Source organism: Paenibacillus sp. FSL R7-277 (assembly GCF_000517965.1).
Classification (GTDB): domain Bacteria; phylum Bacillota; class Bacilli; order Paenibacillales; family Paenibacillaceae; genus Paenibacillus_AQ; species Paenibacillus_AQ silagei.
Window position 1 is genome coordinate 385,159 of the sequence record NZ_ASPX01000115.1, and the last position, 15,690, is coordinate 400,848.

The 15,690-nt window shown below is 54.9% G+C and carries 13 protein-coding genes; 12 read left to right on the forward strand and 1 reads right to left on the reverse strand.

The window, feature by feature from the left end:
- Window positions 1–647 precede the first annotated feature (647 nt).
- From C173_RS29615 to C173_RS29645, 7 genes are all read left to right on the forward strand, one after another.
- Complete coding sequence (locus C173_RS29615) at window positions 648–881, forward strand: DUF4227 family protein (RefSeq protein ID WP_036732023.1); 234 nt, start codon at window positions 648–650, stop codon at window positions 879–881.
- Between the two features lie 140 nt (window positions 882–1,021).
- Window positions 1,022–1,915: a site-specific tyrosine recombinase XerD gene (gene xerD / locus C173_RS29620; RefSeq protein WP_036732025.1), complete on the forward strand. Its 894-nt coding sequence runs from the start codon at window positions 1,022–1,024 to the stop codon at window positions 1,913–1,915.
- Window positions 1,916–2,113: 198 nt separating this feature from the next.
- Window positions 2,114–3,292 (forward strand): phosphopentomutase, encoded by a 1,179-nt coding sequence (deoB, locus tag C173_RS29625; protein ID WP_036732027.1) that lies wholly within the window; start codon window positions 2,114–2,116, stop codon window positions 3,290–3,292.
- Between the two features lie 50 nt (window positions 3,293–3,342).
- The gene (locus C173_RS29630) at window positions 3,343–4,167 is read left to right on the forward strand and encodes a purine-nucleoside phosphorylase (RefSeq protein ID WP_036732029.1); all 825 of its coding nucleotides are present in this window, start codon (window positions 3,343–3,345) and stop codon (window positions 4,165–4,167) included.
- A 57-nt stretch (window positions 4,168–4,224) separates the two neighbouring features.
- The gene (locus C173_RS29635) at window positions 4,225–5,088 is read left to right on the forward strand and encodes a purine-nucleoside phosphorylase (protein WP_036732031.1); all 864 of its coding nucleotides are present in this window, start codon (window positions 4,225–4,227) and stop codon (window positions 5,086–5,088) included.
- Window positions 5,088–6,419 (forward strand): pyrimidine-nucleoside phosphorylase, encoded by a 1,332-nt coding sequence (locus tag C173_RS29640; RefSeq protein WP_036732033.1) that lies wholly within the window; start codon window positions 5,088–5,090, stop codon window positions 6,417–6,419. Before C173_RS29635 ends, C173_RS29640 begins: the two co-directional genes overlap by 1 nt.
- Before the next feature lie 323 nt (window positions 6,420–6,742).
- Window positions 6,743–8,833 carry a hypothetical protein gene (locus C173_RS29645; protein WP_081751396.1) on the forward strand — a complete coding sequence of 697 codons (2,091 nt, stop codon included), beginning with the start codon at window positions 6,743–6,745 and terminating at the stop codon, window positions 8,831–8,833.
- A gap of 119 nt (window positions 8,834–8,952) precedes the next feature.
- On the opposite strand, the gene C173_RS29650 is transcribed toward C173_RS29645, so the two are convergent.
- Complete coding sequence (locus C173_RS29650) at window positions 8,953–10,002, reverse strand: serine hydrolase domain-containing protein (RefSeq protein WP_036732035.1); 1,050 nt, start codon at window positions 10,000–10,002, stop codon at window positions 8,953–8,955.
- Between the two features lie 245 nt (window positions 10,003–10,247).
- Here C173_RS29650 and C173_RS29655 point away from each other — a divergent pair, with 245 nt between their 5' ends.
- The 5 genes from C173_RS29655 to C173_RS29675 form a co-directional block, all read left to right on the forward strand.
- The gene (locus C173_RS29655; protein WP_036732037.1) at window positions 10,248–11,198 is read left to right on the forward strand and encodes a DUF1177 domain-containing protein; all 951 of its coding nucleotides are present in this window, start codon (window positions 10,248–10,250) and stop codon (window positions 11,196–11,198) included.
- Window positions 11,199–11,301: 103 nt separating this feature from the next.
- Complete coding sequence (locus tag C173_RS29660; protein ID WP_036732039.1) at window positions 11,302–11,970, forward strand: AroM family protein; 669 nt, start codon at window positions 11,302–11,304, stop codon at window positions 11,968–11,970.
- Between the two features lie 17 nt (window positions 11,971–11,987).
- Window positions 11,988–12,932 carry an aminopeptidase gene (locus C173_RS29665; RefSeq protein WP_036732040.1) on the forward strand — a complete coding sequence of 315 codons (945 nt, stop codon included), beginning with the start codon at window positions 11,988–11,990 and terminating at the stop codon, window positions 12,930–12,932.
- 180 nt (window positions 12,933–13,112) lie between these two features.
- On the forward strand, window positions 13,113–13,784 hold the full coding sequence (locus tag C173_RS29670; RefSeq protein ID WP_051478607.1) for an aspartate/glutamate racemase family protein: 672 nt from the start codon (window positions 13,113–13,115) through the stop codon (window positions 13,782–13,784).
- Between the two features lie 1,078 nt (window positions 13,785–14,862).
- Window positions 14,863–15,690 (forward strand): PucR family transcriptional regulator ligand-binding domain-containing protein (locus C173_RS29675; protein WP_036732041.1); only part of this gene is annotated, 828 nt, incomplete at its 3' end.

Here is a 15,690-nt window from a genome sequence, read left to right on the forward strand (position 1 = left end):
TCTCCCCCGGCTGAATGGCTGGAGGGGGAGCTTTTTAATTGCCGGGAGAGCAAGGATAGTGGGCTGTAGCGGGGGGACGAAAGGGATAAATCCCATTAAATTCGCTGAAAGTGGGCTGGATGAGGGGATGAAAGGGATATATCCCATTAAATCCGCTGAAAGTGGGCTGGACGGGGAGATTAAAGGGATAAATCCCATTAAATCCGCTGAAAGTGGGCGGAACGGGGAGATTAAAGGGATAAATCCCATTAAATTCGCTGAAAGTGGGCGGAACGGGGGAGTTTAAGGAGAGTAACGAAGAGCACAAGTGCACCTGAATTCAGCCAAAGTCGGCTAAACGGGCAAATGAAGAGCACAAGTGCACCTGAATCCAGTCCAAGTACGCTATATTGAGCAAATGAAGAGCATTAGTGCACCTGATTTTGGCAAACGTGGACTAAACAGGCGAATAAGGTGTAAAAGTGCACCTGATTTCGGCAGAGCCGTCTCAGTGAGAGCGGCCAGGGAGCCAAATATTACTTAACATACATAACACGGCCCTCCGGCGCATATAGTGAAGGACGAGTTCTGCGTACTGGCCTGACGTTCAGTGGAAGCGGCGGGCGGGAAGCAGATGCTGTTATCCTTTTTTTGAGGAGGCTGCCTGGATGATTATTTCTCTGCCCCGCACGGTGCGACGGCTGTATTTCATGACGATGCTTGTGGCGGTAAGCTGTGTGCTGTATTATGTTTTGAGCTGGGTCAGCGCATGGATCAGTCCGGCCCGCAATGTTGAGATTCCGGAAGGCACCGCCGTCCGGGCGTTTCAGGATGTCCAGTATGGGGAACAGGGGATAAGTGCGGGGGAGCGCCTGCGCCTTTTTTACTGGTACGGGGAGTAACGGGACGGATTGCAGGATTAAGGGAGAAGTATGTCGAATCAATCTATAGCATGTCATGGAACAACGCTGTTCCGGCTGCTGGATCTCAACCCGCTGCGAAGCCGCATGAAGCAGCCTGAGTCTGACAGGAGCGTGAATTGATGAAGTCATACTTACAGCCGTTTATGCAGTATTTGTCCGGGGACAAAGGATTGTCTCCTAGTACGCTGGAATCCTATGGACGGGATATTTCGCAGTTTCTGGAGTTTACGGAAGAGCGGGGCCTGGACGCGGCCGAAGAGATTAGAAGAACGCATATTATGCTCTATTTGGGTGCCCTGCGCGGAGCAGGGAAGGCAGCAGCCACGGTGAACCGGAATACGGTATCGCTGCGCGCCTATTTTCATTTTTTGCTGAAGGAACGGCTGATTGTCCAAGATCCTACGCTGGATATGGAAGCCATGAAGCCGAGTCACAAGCCGCCGATCATTCTCAGCATTGAGGAGATCGAGCGTCTGCTGGCGGCTCCGGATGAAGCTGCTCCCCAGGGGATGCGCGATAAGGCTATGCTGGAGCTGCTGTATGCGACGGGTATCCGTGTGACGGAGCTGATCTCGCTGAATGTGGAGGATGTGAACACATCCTTGCGGTTCGCACGCTGCAGCGGTGCCTCCGGCAAGGAGCGTGTGGTCCCGATCGGCGTGATTGCGGCTGATTGCGTAGCCCGTTATACCTCAGGGATGCGGGACAAGCTGCTGCGTGCAAGCCGGGAGGAGCCTGCGCTGTTCCTGAATAGTCTGGGCGGACGGCTGACCCGTCAGGGCTTTTGGAAAATCATCAAAAAATACGCGCGTGAAGCTCAGATTGAGCAGGACATCACACCGCATACTCTGCGCCACTCCTTCGCTGCGCATCTGCTTGAAGGCGGGGCGGACCTGCGCTCTGTGCAGCAGATGCTGGGCCATTCCGATAGTTCGACCACTCAGATATACAGCGGAATTGCCCGCAAGAATATGAAGGAGGTCTACGAGAATCATCATCCCCGGGCGAAATAGCCGGCTGTACAGGGATGAGGGACCTTAGGAATACGGGCGGGCGGATCGGATTGGGCCGAAAAGATGCTTTTTGTGAGTAAGAAAGTTATGATGGAATCATACTGAAGAAATCGCTCCCGGGAGAGGGTCTCCCGGAGTTTCTTCATGCTTAGAGCAGACGACAAGATTAGGCAAACTATAAAAGGAGTGAAGACGGCAATGTCCTCATTTAAACGCATCGGATTTATTGTTCTGGACAGTGTAGGTATCGGTGAAGCGCCGGATGCCGCTAATTTCGGAGATACAGGCTCCCATACGCTGGGCCATATTCTGGAACGGGTTCCGGGTCTTAAGCTTCCGAATCTGCAGCAGCTCGGGCTGGCGAATATCGCACCGCTGCCACCGCTTGAGCCGGTATCCGCCCCTACAGGCTACTACGGAAAAATGCAGGAGGTATCTGTAGGCAAGGACACGATGACCGGCCACTGGGAGCTGATGGGGCTGAAGATCGAGGTTCCTTTTAACACCTACTTTGACGGCTTCCCTGCGGAGCTGATCGAGAAATTCGAAGCGGCTACCGGACGCAAGGTCATCGGCAACAAGCCGGCCTCCGGCACGGAGATTCTTGTGGAATACGGCGAGGAACAGATGAAGACGGGGGCATGGATTGTCTATACCTCGGCGGACAGCGTGTTCCAGCTTGCGGCACATGAAGATATTATTCCTCTGGAGGAGCTGTACAGCGCCTGTAAAATTGCCCGTGAGCTGACGATGGCACCCGAGTTCTCCGTAGGCCGCGTGATCGCCCGCCCTTATGTCGGCGAGCCGGGGAATTTCGTGCGTACACCGAACCGCCATGATTATGCGGTGAAGCCGCCGGAGCCTACGGTGATGAATGCGCTGGAGGATATCGGCAAGGATGTGATTGCAGTGGGTAAGATCAATGATATTTTTACCGGTGAAGGGGTAACCGCAACCTATCCGACCAAAAGCAATGAACACGGCATCCAGATAACCATTGACGAGCTGCGCAAGCCGTTCGACGGATTCCTGTTCACCAATCTGGTGGACTTCGATTCCCTCTACGGCCACCGCCGTGATCCGGAAGGCTACGGCCGTGCGCTGGAGGTATTCGATCAGGCGCTGCCTGAGCTGCTCGCTACGCTTGGTGAGGATGATCTGCTGATCATCTCCGCAGACCATGGCAATGACCCGGTTCATGCAGGAACAGATCATACGCGCGAATATGTGCCGCTCCTGGTCTACAGCCCAAGATTCAAGACACCCGGCAGCCTCGGCATCCGCCAGACCTTCTCGGATGTGGCCGCGACAATCGCCGATAACTTCGGGGCGAAGGCTCCGCAGTACGGGACAAGCTTTTTGTCTGAATTACAGTAATCACACCACAGCTTGAACTGGATTTTTTGAAAAAAGAAGGAGTGTAACCCATGACCACTATAACCTCAAGCAAAATTCAAGAAGCCGCCGTATATATCAAAGATAAATGCACCGTCGCCCCCGAAATCGGTCTGATTCTGGGCTCCGGCCTAGGCATCCTGGCGGATCTGATCACAGATGAAGTCGTTATTCCTTATCATGAGATTCCTCATTTCCCGGTGTCCACGGTAGAAGGACATGAAGGTGAGCTGCTGATTGGCATGATCGAAGGCCGTCGCGTGGTCATGATGAAGGGCCGCTTCCACATGTATGAAGGCTACGGCCCTGAGGTTACAGCCTTCCCGGTGCGGGTAATGAAGGAGCTGGGCGTAACCAGCCTGCTGGTCACCAACGCTGCCGGTGGCGTCAACACCGAATACACACCGGGCGATCTCATGCTGATTACGGACCATCTGAACCTGACCGGACGCAATCCGCTGAGCGGACCGAATGACAATGCGCTGGGCGTACGGTTCCCGGATATGTCCTCAGCTTACAGCCCGCGTCTGATTGCAGCCGCCAAGGAAGCAGCCGCCGCACTGAATTTTGAGTTCAAGGAAGGCGTATATGCGGGTCTGCTCGGACCGAACTATGAGACGCCTGCTGAGATCGTGATGCTGCGCCGCCAGGGAGCAGATGCCGTGGGCATGTCCACCGTATCCGAGACCATCGTTGCCCGCCATGCCGGGATTGAAGTGCTGGGTATTTCCTGCATCACCAACATGGCAGCCGGTATTCTTCCACAACCGCTGAATCATGCAGAGGTGATGGAGACCGCTGAGCGTGTGCGCGAGCAGTTCCTGAAGCTTGTGCTTGCTTTTATTCCCAAAATGTAGGTACTGCTTCACATACGCGTTATTCTATACACAATCCATATCCGGGAGGATCAACCTATGACAACACCAACAACAGTCCCATACGGCACCCAGGTTCAGGAAGCCGCTGCATATATTCAATCCAAATTCGGCGGTTATACACCATCTATCGGCCTTATTCTGGGTTCAGGTCTTGGCGACCTGGGCGATCAGATCGAAGATGCAGTCTACCTGCCTTATGAAGAAATTCCGCATTTCCCCCATTCAACGGTAGAAGGCCATGCCGGACGGTTCGTGATCGGTAAGCTGGAAGGCAAGGATGTTATGATCATGCAGGGCCGTTTTCACTACTATGAAGGTTATGAGATGCGCAAGGTAGTTCTTCCGGTCTATGTAATGGCTAAGCTGGGCATCGGCACCCTTGTTATTACCAACGCAGGCGGCGGGATGAACAGAGCGTTCAAGGCAGGCGACCTGATGCTGATTACCGACCACCTCAATATGACTGGCGACAACCCGCTGATCGGACCGAATGATCCGGAGCTGGGCGTAAGATTCCCTGATATGTCCAGTGCTTATGACCCTGAATATATCCAGCTTGCGAAAAAGCTTGCAGGCGGAGTTACAGGTGTGGACGGTGAAGCGCTTGTTCTGCAGGAAGGCGTATATGCCGGCATCAGCGGCCCGACTTATGAGACCCCGGCTGAGTTGAAAATGCTGGCCTATCTCGGCGGCGATGCCGTGGGAATGTCCACCGTACCGGAGGTTATCGTGGCCAGTCACAGCAAGCTGCGTGTGCTCGGCATTACCTGTATCACAGACATGGCAATCGGCGATGAGCTGGAGCCGCTGACCCATGAGCAGGTGGTAAAAGTGGCGAACCTGACCAAGCCCAAATTCATCGGACTGGTGCGCTCCTTCGTCCGTGAGGTACAGATCTAATGCGTGCTGTTGATCTTATTCAGAAGAAAAGAGACGGCGGTGAGCTTAGCCGCGAAGAAATAGCATTTCTGATTCAAGGCTACAGCAAAGGGGAAATCCCGGATTATCAGATCTCCGCCTGGGCAATGGCCGTGTATTTCCGCGGAATGAACGCCCGCGAGACCGGTGACCTGACCCTGGAGATGGCAATGTCCGGCGACCAGGTGGACCTTAGCCCGATTGCGGGCATCAAGGTGGACAAGCATTCTACCGGAGGCGTGGGCGACAAGACGACAGTTGTGCTGGCACCGCTGGTTGCGGCTGCCGGAGTTCCGGTAGCCAAAATGTCCGGGCGCGGCCTCGGCCACACCGGAGGCACACTGGATAAGCTGGAGTCGATTACGGGATTCTCGGTGGAGATGGACCGGGAACGGTTCTTCGCCCAGGTGGGCGAGATTGGCGCGGCGGTGATCGGCCAGTCCGGCAACATCACGCCGGCCGACAAGAAGCTGTATGCGTTGCGTGATGTGACGGCCACGGTGGAATCGATCCCGCTGATTGCCAGCTCCGTCATGAGCAAGAAAATCGCCGCAGGCGCGGACGCCATCGTGCTGGATGTGAAGACCGGCAGCGGCGCATTCATGAAGACGCTGGAGGATTCCATCGCGCTTGCCCAGGCGATGGTGGATATCGGTACTCACCTTGGCCGCAACACGGTTGCGGTCATCAGCGATATGGACCAGCCGCTGGGCTTCGGCATCGGCAATGCCCTGGAGATCAAGGAGGGCATCGAGACATTGAACGGCCACGGGCCGAAGGATCTGCAAGGGGTCTGCCTGATCCTGGGCAGCCAGATGCTCGTACTTGGCGGCAAGGCAAAGGACGAAGAAGAAGCACGTTCCATGCTGCTGTCCCATATCGAGGACGGCAGTGCGCTGGATAAGTTCAAGCAGATGGTGTCGGCCCAGGGCGGCGATGCCTCACAGATCGATTCGCCTGACACCCTCCCCGCTGCCCGCAGATTCATTGAAGTGAAGGCGGCAACCGCAGGCTATGTGGAGAGCATCCAGGCTGAAGAGATCGGTGTGGCTGCGATGCTGCTCGGTGCCGGACGCGAGACGAAGGAGTCCGTGATCGATCTGGCGGTCGGCATTCAGCTCTCGCTGAAGGTCGGCGACGCGGTGGCCGCAGGCGATACGCTGGCAGTGCTGCATGTGAACGATGCCAGCGAGAGCAAGGTGCAGGAGGCCGAAGCCAAAGTGCTGGAGGCTTACCGCATCTCCGCCCAGCCGGTTCCGCCGCAGCCGCTGGTTTTTGCGCTGGTGACCAAGGATGGGGTAACGCGTTACTAGCCGGACCGGAGTACACTTTGGAATCTACGTTTATACAAACAAGCCGTACGAATCAGCAGATTGCTGGCGTACGGCTTGTTTTTTTTGAAGCGATCCGGCTTACCCCTTCGTCTGTTCCCTACATACATAGTAACTCCTTTATACATAGCCTGAACCCTGGTACGAATTGAACTAAAAATCTGGTTACTAGGGTCAACGGCATACGCAGTTGGAATTAGCATGAATAGGATAGACTACATACTATTTTATTACCGGATTCATATAGAAGGAGCCGATAGGTTCTGGATGAATGTGTAGTTCAATCTAGATAAGGAGGGCGGGTAATGGCGGTATGGAATACAGGGCCTATTGAGAATAACGCTGTTAACGGCTCTAGACCAACGGTATCAACGACTATAATCATCGTCAATGAAAGTACAACTCAAACCGCAGTTGTCTTAACACAGGGATACAATCTCAGTGGGACCAGAGCATTATTTATCTTGAGTCAGGATGAGATTCTGCCGAATACGGTGTTTTCAAAGAATTATTATAGTAATCTTAATTCCTTTGAGTTTGTATTTACAATCACTGGCGGAGCTGTAGAAAATACAGATATATCCGTATGGGGAAAAGGAAGCTCAGGACAGCTAACTACGCCTCATCGCCTAGTCTCAGCAGAATTATTAGGTTATTCTGGAGCCGTTGGCGTGACTGGAGTAACGGGAGCGACTGGTGTAACTGGAGCCACAGGGGCGACTGGCGTAACGGGCGTGACAGGTGCCACGGGAGTGAGTGGTGTAACAGGAGTGACGGGGCCGACAGGCGTTACGGGAGGAACGGGAGTCACCGGGGTAACTGGAGTTACGGGAGGAACGGGAATCACCGGGGCGACAGGAATTACGGGGGCGACGGGAGAGACTGGAACCACAGGTATAACGGGAGTAACCGGATTAACAGGAGCTACAGGCGCAACGGGAGCCACTGGAGCTACCGGAGCGACAGGTGTAACAGGAACAACGGGAATCACCGGGGCAACGGGAGGAACGGGAGCGACTGGAATTACGGGGGTGACGGGAGAGACCGGAACCACAGGTATAACGGGAGTGACAGGAGTAACCGGAGTAACAGGAGCTACAGGCGCAACGGGAGCCACCGGGGCAACTGGAGTTACGGGAGGAACGGGAATCACCGGGGCGACAGGAATTACGGGGGTGACGGGAGAGGCCGGAACCACAGGTATAACGGGAGTGACAGGAGTAACCGGAGTAACAGGAGCTACAGGCGCAACAGGAGTCACTGGAGCTACAGGAGCTACCGGAGCGACAGGTGTAACAGGAACAACAGGAATCACTGGAGCAACCGGAGTAACAGGAGCGACAGGTGTAACAGGAACAACGGGAATCACAGGAGCAACGGGAGGAACGGGAGCGACTGGAATTACGGGGGCAACGGGGGAGACCGGGACCACAGGTGTAACGGGAGTGACAGGAGCAACCGGAGCGACAGGTGTAACAGGAACAACAGGAACAACAGGAATCACCGGGGCAACGGGAGTAACTGGAGCGACTGGAATTACGGGGACAACGGGGGAGACTGGGACCACAGGTGTAACGGGAGCTACGGGAATCACCGGGGCAACGGGAGTAACCGGAGTAACAGGAGCTACAGGCGCAACGGGAGTCACTGGTGCTACAGGAGCAACCGGAGCGACAGGTGTAACAGGAACAACGGGAATCACAGGAGCAACCGGAGTAACAGGAGCGACAGGTGTAACGGGAGCTACAGGAGCAACCGGAGCGACAGGTGTAACAGGAACAACGGGAGTCACAGGAGCAACTGGTGTAACAGGAACAACAGGAGTCACAGGGACAACAGGTGCTACCGGAGTAACAGGAGCGACAGGTGTAACGGGAGCTACAGGAGCAACCGGAGCGACAGGTGTAACAGGAACAACGGGAGTCACAGGAGCAACTGGTGTAACAGGAACAACAGGAGTCACAGGGACAACAGGTGCTACCGGAGCTACGGGTACACCTACTCTGGCATTTTCCAATACTGCAGGCTCGATAGCGGTCTATCCGCCATTGAACACAGAAGTCATTGTTGTTTCGGTGACTCAGAACGAAGTGATCTCTCAGCAGCTGAAAATAGATTACGCTATATCATTAGAAGCGATCACTTCGTCTAACTGGTCACTTGTTGCTGAACTTCGTATCTACCGCTCTGCTACTTTGATCTCTACCAGAACACTTAACCGTAGCGGAAATGCATCGGGAACGCAACGTTTTCCGATTGCGGACACTTATGTTGATACAGCTCCGGCTACTGCTTCTGTATCCTACCAAGTTCGTGCAATTGTTACCACGGATAGCAATATAACCTCAGCAACAGTTATCAATCGAAATCTCAATATTATTACTTTCACTCCCTAATTCCGCTCCACCCAGCAGATTAAAAGTAAAATAGCCTTAGCCCAGAAACTGAGCTAAGGCTATAAATGCATCTGAGGACAATTGAATCATACTCCGTAACTGCTAAACGGAACATACCGCTACCCCACCGGCAGATAGCCCTCCACGGCAGACATCATCATATAAGCCCCGTTGCTCTTGTTGCAGAGAGCAGTAATGGTCATGCCACGTTCGGGATAGTATGCGGAGTGGAAGCTGATCCCGGGATCGTAGCCCATGATATGGTACTTTAGCACCTTTTCGCTGGGGCCGGCTTGTATCCACACGCCATAACCATAATAGCTGTCCTTCCGCTCATAAATATGCGGTGTCAGCAGCAGAGCCGTAGTCTCTGCCTGTAACAGCTTGTGTTCAAGCAAGCCGCTCCACAGCTTATGCATATCCGCCACCGTAACAAATGCCCCTCCGTCCCCGCCTCCGACCACCGGAATGGAGTAGATGTTGCTGGTCTTTTTCCCATTGCTGCTGTCGATGTATCCCTGAGCGGTGTGGGCCGGAAGCGCATCAAGCTCGAAGTAACCGGAATCCTTCATCCCGCAAGGCAGAAAAATATACTGTTCTACATATTCCGTGAACGGTTGCCCGCTGATGGCTTCTACGAGCATAGCAAGCATGATATATCCTGCATTGTTATAGTGAAAACGCCCGCCTGGGACGAATTTCATAGGAAGTCCGGCGAACAGCGGGAGGAAATCTCCAGGCCGCCTCAGCGTGTACATCGGGGTCTCCTTCCACAGTGCCGCGAAATCCTCCATCTCTTCTTCATCGAAGTAATCCGGTATGCCCGAGCTGTGAGTCAATAGCTGGTGCACGCTGATCGCTGGGTCGAACAATGGGAATTCCTGCTTCGGCAGGATGTCCAGTATTTTGGCGTCAAAAGAAAGCAAACCCTGCTCTGCGAGCTGGCAGACCGCAATGGCGGTAAATAGTTTGCTGCCGGAAGCAATGGCGAAGCGGGTATGGGCCTGGTTGAGCCGTACGTCCCCTATATTAGCTATCCCAAAAGCTGCGGCTGCAAGGACATGCTCCCGTTCCGTCACTTGTACGACCCCTGAGAACCCCGTCCGCCGGGCCTCTTCACTGATAATCTGGACCAGCTTGTCCTTATTAATCTGATGTGCAGGCTTCATCGTATGAAGCACCTCCTGTCTGAAAATAAGCACCATTACCCTGTTATATTTCGCTGCTTGGGAGAATTAACCTTTATTCATTGGCGGTAAGCCGTAAGAGTGTACTCTGCGCGTAAGGTTTATCTGCAAAGGACAAGAAATGCTGTTCCAGTTTGGCAGGACGGTACATTGTGGACATTTTGCCGGATGAGATAGTATAAATGCAAACATGACAAACATGAGCATGCACCCGGGGAGGAATTAGAATGGCACTTCATCAAACGATTACAGTCTTGAACGCACTGGACAGCGCTTATGTTAACGGTAAGCAGGTCAAGCAGTTATTCGCAGAATATCCTGCGGTTAAGGTTGAGATTCAGAAGGTGGAAGGGGAGAAGGGCAGCACAGAATTCGTCAAAATCACGATCCCGGGCAGCGAAGGCAAGCTTGGCGGCGGATCTGCACCAACGTTCGGCATTGTCGGCAGACTGGGGGGGATCGGGGCGCGCCCGAGCCGGATTGGCCTGGTCTCTGATGCAGACGGTGCGGTAGCGGCGATTGCTTCTGCGCTAAAGCTGGCAGACATGCAGACCAAAGGGGATGTGCTGCTGGGAGATGTGCTGGTGACCACCCATATTTGCCCGGATGCGCCGACCCTGCCGCACGAGCCGGTGGATTTCATGGATTCCCCTGTTGATATTCTGCAGATGAATGAGCATGAAGTGCTGCCGGAGATGGAAGCGGTTCTTTCGATTGATACGACCAAAGGCAACCGTGTGGTTAACCACAAAGGGATCGCCATCTCACCTACTGTCAAAGAAGGCTATATTCTGCGGGTCAGCGAAGATTTGCTGCGGATCAAGGAGATGACGACAGGACAGTATCCGGTTACTTTTCCGGTGACGACTCAGGATATTACCCCTTACGGCAACGGGCTGTACCATATCAATTCCATTCTTCAGCCTGCGGTAGCTACCTCTGCTCCGGTGGTGGGTCTCGCGATTACTGCCCAGTCTATGGTTCCGGGCTGCGGTACTGGTGCCAGTCATGAGGTGGATATTGCTCAGGCGGTGCGTTTTGCTATCGAGACGGCCAAGGAAGTAACGCAGGGGACATGTTCCTTCTACAACGAGGCGGAGTTTGCCAAAATTACTGAGTTGTACGGCTCCATGAGCGTGCTGCAGACGCTTGGTAAACCGGCAGTCACTTCTCACTAACAGGATAACAGATGTACATGTACAGTCAGGCGCTGAGCTTCCTTCAGCGCCTGCTCTGTTAGCACAGCTTGGTTTGTAACCCACAGCGTCTGGAGGGACAAGGATGAAGAATATCGGGCTGATTACGATTGGGCAAGCGCCCAGGCAGGATGTTGCACCCATCATTGAGAAATATCTGGAAGGCAAGGCGGGACTGGTTCAGTCCGGGGTGCTGGACGGGTTCACGGCGGAACAGGTGCGTGAATTCTACAGTCCAGGGCCGGGAGAGTATGTGCTGACCACCCGCATGGCGGACGGGTCCGCTGCGGTAATCTCGCGGGAGCGGATACAGTCCGTTCTCCAAGGGAAGATTGATGCTATGGAAGCCGCTGGGATTCGGACGATCCTGCTGGCTTGCACGGGAGTTTTTCCGGGGCTGCATACATCTGCTGCCCATCTGATTGAGCCGGACCGGATCATTCCTCCGGTCGTGCAGGCGATGCTGGACGGGCGTCGTCTGGGACTGATTGGCCCTTTGCCGGAGCAGGAGGACGCAATGATTGAGAAATTCGCAGGCGCCGGAGCCAGGCTGCCGTTCGCTGCGGCTTCACCTTATACGGGTACGGAAGCGGATTTTCGCGCCGCAGCAGAGCGTCTGAGCGGTCATGCGGATGTGTTAGTGCTTGACTGTATGGGATATGTGGAGCAGCATAGACAGTGGGCGGCCTCCGCAGGAGTGCCCGCCGTGCTGTCCAATGCCCTGATGGGCAAGCTGGTCGCAGAAATGGTGTAATTCGGGAGGAAATGAAGATGAGTGAAGCAAGAATCGGAATTAGCATGAATGTTCTTAAGGATTGTCTCGGGCTTGCCGGCGGAGAACTGCTGGCCGTAGTAGCCGACGATGATAAGCGTGATCTGGCCGAGTCGGTCTATGAGGCGGGCAAAAGGCTGGGAGCGGAATCAATGCTGCTGGTCATGCAGCCGCGAAGCAGATCGGGGGAGGAGCCTCCGGCTCCAGTTGCCGAAGCTATGGCTAAGGCGGATGTGGCTGTATGCATCACGACACATTCGATGACACATACGGCGGCGCGCAAGCAGGCAGCCGCGGCAGGAACCCGGGTAGCTACCATGCCGGGGATCACCGATGATATGTTCAGCCACGGCGCGATCACTGCGGATTACGGGCAGGTGAAGGCGCTGACCGAGCAGGTCGCTGCGCTGCTGTCTGCGGGCAGCCGGGTGCGCGTGGAGAAGGAGGGGCTTGCGCTCACCTTCTCCATTGACGGCCGCGAGGGCATCCTTAGCACCGGATTATATCTAAATCCGGGCGAATCAGGCAATCTGCCCTCCGGTGAAGCTTATATTGCACCGCTGGAAGGCACAGCTAGCGGCCAGATTAAGGTGGATGGCTCGGTAGCAGGGATTGGCGCACTGGATGGCCCGATGGTGCTGACAGTGGAAGATGGACGGCTGATCCATGCCGGCGGGGAGCATGGCGGCAAGCTGCTGGACATGCTTGGCGATGGCGATGGCCGGCTGCTGGGCGAATTCGGCATCGGGACCAATAACAAGGCCCGGATTACAGGCGTGGTGCTGGAAGATGAGAAGGTATACGGGACGATCCATGTGGCTTTTGGCAGCAATAATACGTTCGGCGGGGTCGTTGCCGCTGGCGTGCATATTGATGCTGTGGTCATGAAGCCGGATGTGTATATCGACGACAAGCTGATTATGCAGGCTGGGGAATTGCTGTAAGCAGAATGGAAGCTGCTGATTGCAAGGTTAAATAAGCCGCACCACAGATTTGTACGGGTGGTGCAATCGCCACTGTAGTGAACCTTTGGATTTCCGGCTGCTATTGCTGTTTACGGCTGAAATAGGGTGGCTGGTTATGCTTTTGCAGCATCTAAATCAAGGCGGTCAGGAGGAGATAGGATGCTTGGAATCATACGTGTCATTACATTGCAGGAGAACTCTGCAATCCAGTTACATGGAGATTTAATTGAGCGGCGGTATGGTCTGCCGGTGATGAGCCGCTGCATCCCGGATCAGCCCCGGGGTGTGTATGATGCGCAGACTGAGGCGGAATCCATTCCGAAGATTATAAGGCTTGCCGGGGAACTGGAGCAGCAGGGATGCACGGCTATCGGCATCAGCTGTGCTGCCGATCCGGCACTCTTGGAAGCCAGGGCAGTGGTGAATGTTCCTGTGCTGGGAGCGGGCTCCTGCGCGGCCCATATGGCTATGGCTTACAGCAACCGGGTGGGCGTGCTGACGATCCTGGAAGAGGTGCCGCCGCTCATCCGCGGTATTCTCGGCGGGGCTTACATTGGCATGGACCGCCCCGACGGCGTGACGACCACGCTGGATCTGAACACACCCGCCGGACGGGCAGGCGCGCTGGCGGGGGCCGCCCGGCTCGTAGAACGCGGTGCTGAAGTCTTGGTGCTGGCCTGCACCGGCTTCGCGACCATCGGACTGGCGGCGGAGCTGGAAGAACAGCTCGGCATTCGGGCGTTCGATCCCATACTCTGCCTTGGTGCCGCTGCTGCTGCGTCAGCCTCTGGTACGGGAGCTTCTGCTGCGGGAGAGGTGCATCGCTCGTAGCAAAGCCTTGTCTTGGGTGGTATTGCAGTTTGCTGAAATTCGACGTTCCTGTAGGTGTGGGGCAGACGTGTGTAGGCGATGTGCGGCAAACTAATGTGTGGAAATTAATGAGTGGCAAACTAATGTGTGAAAACTAATGTGTAGCAAACTAATAGCTATGATCTCCTTAAAGCGTTCCTCCTGGCTCAGGCCCGGGGGACGCTTGTTTGTTGTTAGGGAATTGGTGGAGCATTAGTGCCCCTGAATTCAGCGGATGCGGGCAAAGGGAGAGAATGAGGAGCATTAGTGCCCCTGAATTCGGCGGATGCAGGCAAAGGGAAAGAATGAGGAGCATTAGTGCCCCTGAATTCGGCGGATGCGGGCAAAGGGAGAGAATGAGGAGCATTAGTGCCCCTGAATTCGGCGGATGCAGGCAAAGGGAAAGAATGAGGAGCATTAGTGCCCCTGAATTCGGCGGATGGACTATGAGGGTAGTAGGTCCGGGGAGCAGGAGAGTGGCGGGGCGTGGATGAGTAACATCTGACATTTACTGTGTTCAGTGAATGGTAGCGGAAACAAATTAGGGAATAGTTAGTTACAGAACCGTTGAATTGTTGTTGTGCGCCGTGCTGATTAGAGCAGTTAGTGAGGAGAGTCTGACATAGGTAACATATCTGCATACATCTGCCGTCCGTAACCAAAGGGATAAATCCCTTTGAATCCGGCGAAACATGCCCGCCGCCTGTAATTAAAGGGATAAATCCCTCTGAATCCGGCGAAACATGCCCGCCGCCTGTAATTAAAGGGATAAATCCCTTAGAATCCGGCGAAACATGCCCCACGCTCGTAATCAAAGGGATAAATCCTTTTGATCCGCCCCCTGCACCCGCCTCCGATTTATCCACCACCTTCCAATTTATTCCTAATACGCTTTCACACCGAAAATATCGCCAACTGGATATGATTTTCCTGTGGCTCGGCGGGAATCTCTGATAAACTAGCGGGAACGCAAAAAGTCGGCTGGCGGCATTGTCATGGAATATTGGCATATTTCAGGAAAAATCATGAAATACTGAAGACAGCAGAGGGAGGCGGAAGGGTGAATACACGAGGAATTACGCTACGGGAGCTAATGGAGCTCTCGGTTCTTGGGAAAGCGAAGGTCATCAGCGGGGAGCAAGGGCTGGACCGGGTGGTCCGGTTCGTGGATATTATGGAGGTTCCGGATCTGAAAGGCTGGATCAGCGAAGGGGTGATGCTGCTGACGACAGCCTATTCGATCCGCCATGATCCTTCGCTGCTGACTGAGGTGATCTATACGCTTGATAATCTGGGCGCAGCGGCGCTGGCGATCAAGCCGGCCCGCTTCCTGAAGGAGATCCCCCAGGGGGCCATCGAGGCCAGCAATGCCTGCGGTCTGCCGATTGTGGAGATCCCGCCCGAGATTCCGTACACGGATATCACCCAGCCGGTGATGGAGCTGCTGCTGGGACGGCAGGCGATGCTGCTGCGCCGGGCGGAGGAGGTCTACCGCACGCTGACCACCATGGTGCTGGAGAACAGCGGCATTCAGGCGGTCAGCGACAGCGTGGCCGAGTTCCTGAAGGCCCCGGTAGCACTCGTGGATACGGAGCGGAAAATTATCGTATCCTCCCCGGCAGACTATGACTGGGCGCAGAGCGACTCTCCGCTTAGCTGGAACATCCATGTGGACCGCCGGACGGTTGCCCGGCTGCTCGTCGACAAGGAGCGGCTGGATGATATGGAGGAGGTGGGCATCGAGCAAGCCCGGCTTGTGTTTGCCCTTGAAATAATGCGGCGTAAGGTAGCCGAGGATACGGAATTCCGTCTGCGCGGCAACTTCATCGATGAGCTGCTGACCCCGCCGCTGCCGTCGAGGCATGAGGTGCAGCGGCGGGGCCGCCCG

Bases quoted from the DNA above. Each gene is read 5' to 3' on its own strand.
- C173_RS29670 (WP_051478607.1), top strand. From the start codon at position 13,113: ATGCTTGGAATCATACGTGTCATTACATTGCAGGAGAACTCTGCAATC.
- C173_RS29615 (WP_036732023.1), top strand. From the start codon at position 648: ATGATTATTTCTCTGCCCCGCACGGTGCGACGGCTGTATTTCATGACG.
- deoB (WP_036732027.1), top strand. From the start codon at position 2,114: ATGTCCTCATTTAAACGCATCGGATTTATTGTTCTGGACAGTGTAGGT.
- C173_RS29640 (WP_036732033.1), top strand. From the start codon at position 5,088: ATGCGTGCTGTTGATCTTATTCAGAAGAAAAGAGACGGCGGTGAGCTT.
- C173_RS29635 (WP_036732031.1), top strand. From the start codon at position 4,225: ATGACAACACCAACAACAGTCCCATACGGCACCCAGGTTCAGGAAGCC.
- C173_RS29665 (WP_036732040.1), top strand. From the start codon at position 11,988: ATGAGTGAAGCAAGAATCGGAATTAGCATGAATGTTCTTAAGGATTGT.
- C173_RS29655 (WP_036732037.1), top strand. From the start codon at position 10,248: ATGGCACTTCATCAAACGATTACAGTCTTGAACGCACTGGACAGCGCT.
- C173_RS29630 (WP_036732029.1), top strand. From the start codon at position 3,343: ATGACCACTATAACCTCAAGCAAAATTCAAGAAGCCGCCGTATATATC.
- C173_RS29645 (WP_081751396.1), top strand. From the start codon at position 6,743: ATGGCGGTATGGAATACAGGGCCTATTGAGAATAACGCTGTTAACGGC.
- xerD (WP_036732025.1), top strand. From the start codon at position 1,022: ATGAAGTCATACTTACAGCCGTTTATGCAGTATTTGTCCGGGGACAAA.
- C173_RS29660 (WP_036732039.1), top strand. From the start codon at position 11,302: ATGAAGAATATCGGGCTGATTACGATTGGGCAAGCGCCCAGGCAGGAT.
- C173_RS29650 (WP_036732035.1), bottom strand. From the start codon at position 10,002: ATGAAGCCTGCACATCAGATTAATAAGGACAAGCTGGTCCAGATTATC.